The organism is Streptomyces sp. NPDC006655, assembly GCF_040703965.1.
Lineage (GTDB): Bacteria > Actinomycetota > Actinomycetes > Streptomycetales > Streptomycetaceae > Streptomyces.
In genome coordinates this window covers 1-6480 of sequence record NZ_JBEYJU010000198.1, presented here as the reverse complement: position 1 = coordinate 6480, position 6480 = coordinate 1, and the positions used below count along the sequence as shown (strand labels likewise).

The following is a 6480-nucleotide window of genomic DNA, read 5'->3' as shown; positions in this document are numbered from 1 at the left end:
TGTCCGGTCCGCGCCCGCGCGCGGGCGCGGACGGCCGCGGGCGGGGGGCCGGGAACCCGGCCGGGCCGGGGGGGGCCGTCCTCGCCGCCTGGGCGGTCGCCCCCGGGGGGGGCGGGGGCCCCCAACGGCAGTCTTCGGCTCGAAGTGCGGTCCAGGTCAGGGGTGTCGACGGGATCACCGACCGGCGAACGGGCCCTCCAGAGCCGCCCACTGCAACAGCATGATCGTCTTGGCGTCGGCGATCTCGCCCGTCCGGATCATCTCCAGGGCCCGGCGGAAGGGGAGTTCGAGGATCTCGATGTCCTCGCCCTCCTCGTCCAGGCCGCCGCCCTCGTGGGTGCGGGTGGACGGGCCGTAGGCGGCCGCGTAGAAGGAGATCCGCTCGGTGACCGAGCCGGGGCTCATGTAGACGTCGAAGACGTGCTGGACGTCGCCGACGGTGTGCCCGGTCTCCTCGACCACCTCCCGGCGGACCGCGTGCTCGGGGTGTTCGTCCGCCTCGTCCAGGAGCCCGGCGGGGGTCTCGATCAGCATGCCGTCGGGGTGGCCGTTGACGTACACCGGGAACCGGAACTGGCGGGTGAGCAGGACGGTTTCGCGTTCGGTGTCGTACAGCAGGAGGGTGGCGCCGTTGCCGCGGTCGTGGGTCTCGCGCTCCTCGGTGTGCCAGGTGCCGTCGGCGTGCCGGTAGTCGAAGGTGGTGGCCCGCTCCACGTACCAGTGGCTGGACAGCAGTTTCACCTCCCGGACCCGCACGTGCGGGTTGCCGGTGAGGTCCAGGCCGGTGCGGTCGAGTCCGGTACGGCCCCGGCGGTCCGGGGTGTCGATCCCGGCGGTCATCGGATGCCGGCCGGACGGGCGCAGGTGTTCGGATGGCTCATGATCACCTGTCTACCACCCGCCCGGTCCGGCCGATGTGACCTAGTGCACTTCCACCCTCGCGGGGTCCTCGTCGAGGAAGCCGCCCGACTGGTGCTGCCACAGTTTGGCGTAGGCGCCCTCCGCGGCGAGCAGTTCGTGGTGCGTGCCCTGCTCGACGATCCGGCCCCGGTCGAGGACCACCAGCCGGTCCATGGCGGCGACCGTGCTCAGCCGGTGCGCCACCACCAGGGCCGTCCGCCCCTCCATGAGCCGCCACAGCGCCTCCTGGACGAGGAGCTCGCTCTCGGAGTCGAGGGCGCTGGTCGCCTCGTCCAGGAGCAGGATCGGGGCGTCCCGGAGGATCGCCCGGGCCAGCGCGACCCGCTGCCGCTGGCCGCCGGAGAGCTTCACGCCCCGCTCCCCCACCATCGTCTCGAAGCCGTCGGGCAGCGCGTCGGCGAACTCCGTGACGTGCGCGGCCTCCGCGGCCAGCCGGATCTCGGCGTCGGTGGCGCCGGGCCGGGCGAAGGCGATGTTCTCGCGCAGGGTGCGGTGGAACATCGCGGGGTCCTGCGGGACGTAGGCGATCTGGCTGCGCAGGTCGGCCTGGCGCAGCCGGCTGATGTCCTGGCCGCCGATCGTGATCCGGCCGGCGTCGATGTCGGTCATCCGCAGCAGCAGCCGGGTCAGCGTGGTCTTGCCGCCGCCCGACCGGCCGACGAAGCCGAACCTCGACCCGCTGGGCACCTCCAGGTCCAGTCCTTCGAACAGTGGTTTGGCACCCGCGTGGGTGAAGGAGACCTTCTCGAAGCGGACGTCCGCGGCCTTCGGCGCGAGCGGTTCCGGCACCTCCGGGTCGAGCACGGTCGGCGGCTCCAGGAGCAGTTCGGTGAACTGCGCGGCCTCCGTCATGGAGCTCTCCATGCGCCGGTAGATCTGGTTGAACTCGAACATGATCCGGGTCGCGTTGGAGTAGTACGTGAAGGCGACCACGACCGCCTCCACACTGTGCCCGCCGCCCGCCAGCGTGACCGCGAGCAGCAGACCGAGCGCGTTGGTCGCCACGGACATCGGCGCGACGAACGTGTCGATGCGCAGGTTGCCGTAGTCCCAGGAGCGCAGCTGGCGCCGCCGCGACTCGGCCACCCGTGACCGGTGTTCGGCGGCCTCCCGCTCCTCGGCGGCGAACGCCCGGACCGTGTCCATGTTCATCAGGCTGTCGGCGACGTGCCCGGACACCCGCGCGATGGCCTCCTCGCGTTCGGCGACCAGCCGCTGCCGGCGCCGGATCAGCGGCACCGCGCACACCCCGGTGACCGCGATCATCGTCAAGAGGCCCACGACGAGCAGCGGTTCGTAGCGCCACAGCACCACGGACCCGAAGGCCAGCGGCACGAAGCTGCCGACGATGTTGAAGGTGAGGGTGTCGCCGAACTCCTCGAAGCGGGTGGCGAAGCTCAGCACCCGCTTGGTGAGCGACCCGGCGAAGTTGTCGTGGAAGAACGCGGCGTCCTTCGCGAACAGTTCGTCCATCCCGAGGACGTACAGCCGCTCGATGCCGAGCGCGTCCAGGCGGTTCAGGCAGTGCAGGCCGACCCGCCAGAGCGCCTCCGCGAGCAGCAGGACGCCGGCGAAGCCGAGGACGTACGGCAGCGCACTGCGCGGGCTCAGGCCGTGGCCGTCGGCGATCCTGCCGACCAGCTTGGCCACGACCAGCGGGGCCAGGTAGTTGATTCCGATGTTGCCGAGCGCCGGCAGCAGCATCGCGGGCACGGTGAGCCGCTTGAGCCGGGCCAGCTCCCGTCCGTAGTGACGGAGCGCGAGCAGCACCGCGCCCCTGCGTGGTCCGGTGGCAGGTAAATCGACAGAGGACGTCATAGCAACCCTGTGTAGTCGTCGCGCGGCATGCCGAGTCGGCCGCCACAGGTTCGTGCCGGCCTGGAATCGGCAGGTCAGGAAAGGGAAGTGTGGCGCGACGACGGTGGCGCGGTCCACGTGTTTTTCGGCGCGACGACTACGGGACGACTACGGTGCGAACACGCATCCGAGCGGGTTCGAGGGCACCGGGATCAGCGGCTGCGGTTGCTGGGCCGCCTCACCCGCCGGCCAGCACCCGGACGGGGGTACCGTCGAGGAACGCGGTGATGTCCGCCACCGCCTCCGCGTAGAAGGTGCGGTAGTTCCGCTCGGTGACGTAGCCGAGGTGCGGGGTGGCCAGTACGTTCGGCAGGGTGCGCAGGGGGTCGTCGGCGGGCAGCGGCTCGGTTTCGAAGACGTCGAGTCCGGCGCCCGCGATCCACCCCTCGCCGAGGGCGCGCAGCAGCGCGTCCCGGTCGACGATCGCGGCGCGCGAGGTGTTGACGAGGTAGGCGTGCGGCCGCATGGCGCGCAGCTCCGGCTCCCCGAGCAGGCCACGGGTGCGGTCGGAGAGCACGAGGTGGACCGAGACGAAGTCGCTGCCGCGTAGCAGCTCCTCCTTGCCCGACGCCAGCCGGGCCCCGGCGTCGGCGGCCCGCTCGGCGGTGAGGTGCCGGCTCCAGGCGAGCACGTCCATGCCGAAGGCGCCGGCCACGCGGGCCACCCGGGTGCCGATCTTGCCGAGTCCGAGCAGGCCCAGGGTGCGCCCGGCCAGGTCCTGGCCGACGGTGGACTGCCAGGGGCCGCCCGCGCGCAGCGCGCGGTTCTCCGTGGTGACGTGCCGGGCCAGGCCGAGGAGCAGGGCCCAGGTCAGTTCCACCGGCGGGGTGGCGTTGCTCGCCGTGCCGCAGACGGTCACGCCGCGGGCGGCCGCGGCGGCGAGGTCGACGGAGGCGTTGCGCATACCGGTGGTGACCAGCAGACGCAGCCGGGGCAGCCGCCCCAGCAGGTCCGCGTCGAACGGCGTGCGCTCCCGCATGATCACGACGATCTCGCAGTCGGCGAGTTCGGCGGCGAGCCGGTCCCGGTCGGGGAGGTACTCGCGGAACGTGCGCACCTCGGCCCGCCCGGCGAGGGGACTCCAGTCCGCCATGGTGAGGGCGGCACCCTGATAGTCGTCGAGTACGGCACAGCGAAGGGTCATACGGGCATTGTTCCTTCCGGGGACCGGCGCCCGGACACGACGAAGGGGCCCGTCGGAACCCTCCGACAGACCCCTCGACCTGCGACCTCGCAAGTCGGGACGACAGGATTTGAACCTGCGACCCCTTGACCCCCAGTCAAGTGCGCTACCAAGCTGCGCCACGTCCCGGTGCGCTCACCCGCGGTGGCCCGCGTGATCGCGCGAACAGCACCTTACCCCACGCACCCGGGCGAGCCGAAAGCGGGCGCGAGGAGGGGCGTGCCCCGGGGCACAATCGGTCGTATGGGAAACACGGGGACAGGGGCACGGGACCGGGACACCGAGGGCCGGGCGCGCAACGCCCGGCCGCGTGACGGGCTGGGGCGGCCGCTGCCGTACGGCGCGTCCGGGGTGGAACGACAGCCCGAGGGGGTCGTCCGGACTCCCGAGGAGACCGTCGCCGAGGCGCAGGCGCTGCTGGACGCCGGAAAGCCGTTCCACGCGCACGAGGTGTTCGAGGACGCCTGGAAGTCGGGGCCCGAGGCGGAGCGGACGCTGTGGCGGGGGCTGGCGCAGCTGGCGGTGGGGCTCACGCACTCGGCCCGGGGGAACGTGACCGGTGGGGCGCGGCTGCTGCGGCGCGGGGCCGGTGCGGTCGAGGAGTGGGCGGCCGGGAGCGGGGAGCGGTCGCCGTACGGGATGGACGTCGAGGGGCTCGCCCGGTGGGCCCGGGAGCTGGCCGGGCGGGTCGAGGGCGGCGCCGGGACGGTGACGGCGAGGACGGAGGCACCCCGGCTGCGCGGCGCCCGGTAGCGCACCGGCGTGACCCGCTGTCCGTGGCATGCGGCAGACTCGGGGCGTGCGAAAGATTCATGTCATCGGTATCGGCGCGGGCGACCCCGACCAGCTCACCCTCCAGGCGGTCAGGGCGCTCAAGGACACGGACGTGTTCTTCATCCTGGACAAGGGCGAGGTCAAGAGCGACCTGACCGGGCTGCGCCGGGACATGCTCGACACGCACCTGCCGGACGGCGGCTACCGGCTGGTCGAGGCGCGGGACCCGGAGCGGGACCGGGCGGCGAGCGGCGGAGCGTACCCACCGGCGGTCGGGGACTGGCGCAGCGCCCGCGCGGACATCTACGAGCGGCTGATCCGCGAGGAACTGGGCGACGCGGGGACGGGCGCCTTCCTGGTGTGGGGCGACCCCTCGTTGTACGACAGCACGCTGGCGATCCTGGCGGAGGTGCTGGAGCGGGGCTCGGTGGCGTTCGAGTACGACGTGGTGCCCGGGATCAGCAGTGTGTCGTCGCTGGTGGCCAGGCACCGCACCGGGCTGAACCGGGTGGGCCGGCCGGTGCAGATCACCACCGGGCGGCGGGTCGCCGAGGGGCTCCCCGACGGGGTGGACGACGTGGTGGTGATGCTCGACGCGCACCAGGCCTTCCGGCGGTACGCGGACCAGGACATCGACATCTACTGGGGCGCCTACCTCGGCACCCCCGACGAGATCCTGGTCGCCGGCCCGATAGCCGAGGCCGCCCCGCGGATCGAGCGGCTGCGGGCCGAGGCCCGGGAGCGCAAGGGCTGGATCATGGACACGTATCTGCTGCGTCGCCACCCCGAGGGGCCGCGGGGGACCTGACCGCCGTCCGGGGCGGCCGCGTGCCGGGCGGTCGCGGACCGCGGCGGTCATCCGCGGCCGAGTCCCAGCCGTCCCAGCCGTCCCAGCACTTCCGCCACGTCGGGCACCGCCGTCACCCCGGCCGGCAGCGGAGGCCGTCGTACGACGATCACAGGCAGGCCCAGCTCGCGTGCGGCCGTGAGCTTGGCCGCCGTCGCCGCTCCCCCGCTGTCCTTCGTCACCAGCACGTCGATCAGGTTCTCGCTCAGCAACGCGGTCTCGTCGGACACGGTGAACGGGCCGCGGGCGAGCACTACTTCGGTGTGCGGGGGCATCGGGGGTTCGGGGGGCTCCACCGACCGGACGACGAAGTGGTGGTCCGTCAGGTGGGCGAAGGCGGACAGGCCCAGGCGTCCCGTGGTCAGCATGACCCGGGGGCCGAAGCGGGGCAGCAGCTCCGCCGCGGCGGCCAGGGATGCGACGGGGTGCCAGCGGTCCCCGGGGCCGGGCCGCCAGCCGGGGCGGCGCAGCACCAGGGCCGCGACGCCGGTGGCCGCCGCGGCCCGAGCCGCGTTCGCGGTGATCGTCCCGGCGAACGGGTGCGTGGCGTCGACGAGAACGGACACACGCTGCTCGCGCAGCCAGTCGGCGAGTCCGGCCGGCCCGCCGAAGCCTCCGACCCGGACCTCCCCCGCCAGCGCCCCCGGCCGGCCGACGCGCCCGGCGAGGGAGGTGGTGACGCGGACACCGGGACGCGCGGCGAGCACGGCCGCCAGCTCACGCGCCTCGGCGGTACCGCCGAGAATCAGGACGTGCGAGGACATGGCCCCGAGCGTAAGGGGCAAGCCGATACTCCGGGTACACGAGCGAAACCGCCTGGGCGCGGCCGCTCCCGGCGGGACGGCCGCCCGGCAGATCGGAAGAGCACACGATAGAACTCCACTCACAACTCTACTGA

6 protein-coding genes and 1 tRNA gene are annotated in these 6480 nt (G+C 73.1%); 2 read left to right on the top strand and 5 right to left on the bottom strand.

Annotated elements, in window-relative coordinates; all coding sequences use genetic code 11:
* Window positions 1–174: 174 nt before the first annotated feature.
* The 4 genes from AB0958_RS44165 to AB0958_RS44150 form a co-directional block, all read right to left on the bottom strand.
* Complete coding sequence (locus AB0958_RS44165) at window positions 175–840, bottom strand: NUDIX domain-containing protein (protein ID WP_366896129.1); 666 nt, start codon at window positions 838–840, stop codon at window positions 175–177.
* An 81-nt stretch (window positions 841–921) separates the two neighbouring features.
* A complete protein-coding gene (locus AB0958_RS44160; protein WP_366896128.1) occupies window positions 922–2739 on the bottom strand; it encodes an ABC transporter ATP-binding protein in 1818 nt (605 codons plus the stop codon).
* A gap of 217 nt (window positions 2740–2956) precedes the next feature.
* Entirely contained in the window at window positions 2957–3922 is a 966-nt protein-coding gene (locus tag AB0958_RS44155; protein ID WP_366896127.1) for a D-2-hydroxyacid dehydrogenase family protein, read from the bottom strand.
* A gap of 94 nt (window positions 3923–4016) precedes the next feature.
* Window positions 4017–4090 (bottom strand) — tRNA-Pro (locus AB0958_RS44150).
* 114 nt (window positions 4091–4204) lie between these two features.
* Between AB0958_RS44150 and AB0958_RS44145 the strand changes: the two genes are divergently transcribed.
* Both AB0958_RS44145 and cobF read left to right on the top strand, forming a co-directional pair.
* On the top strand, window positions 4205–4714 hold the full coding sequence (locus AB0958_RS44145) for a DUF309 domain-containing protein (protein WP_366896126.1): 510 nt from the start codon (window positions 4205–4207) through the stop codon (window positions 4712–4714).
* A gap of 46 nt (window positions 4715–4760) precedes the next feature.
* Window positions 4761–5543, top strand: a complete 783-nt coding sequence (gene cobF / locus AB0958_RS44140) for a precorrin-6A synthase (deacetylating) (protein ID WP_366896125.1) — start codon at window positions 4761–4763, stop codon at window positions 5541–5543.
* Window positions 5544–5590: 47 nt separating this feature from the next.
* Here cobF and AB0958_RS44135 read toward each other — a convergent pair whose 3' ends face one another.
* Window positions 5591–6346 (bottom strand): cobalt-precorrin-6A reductase, encoded by a 756-nt coding sequence (locus tag AB0958_RS44135; RefSeq protein WP_366896124.1) that lies wholly within the window; start codon window positions 6344–6346, stop codon window positions 5591–5593.
* Window positions 6347–6480: the final 134 nt, after the last annotated feature.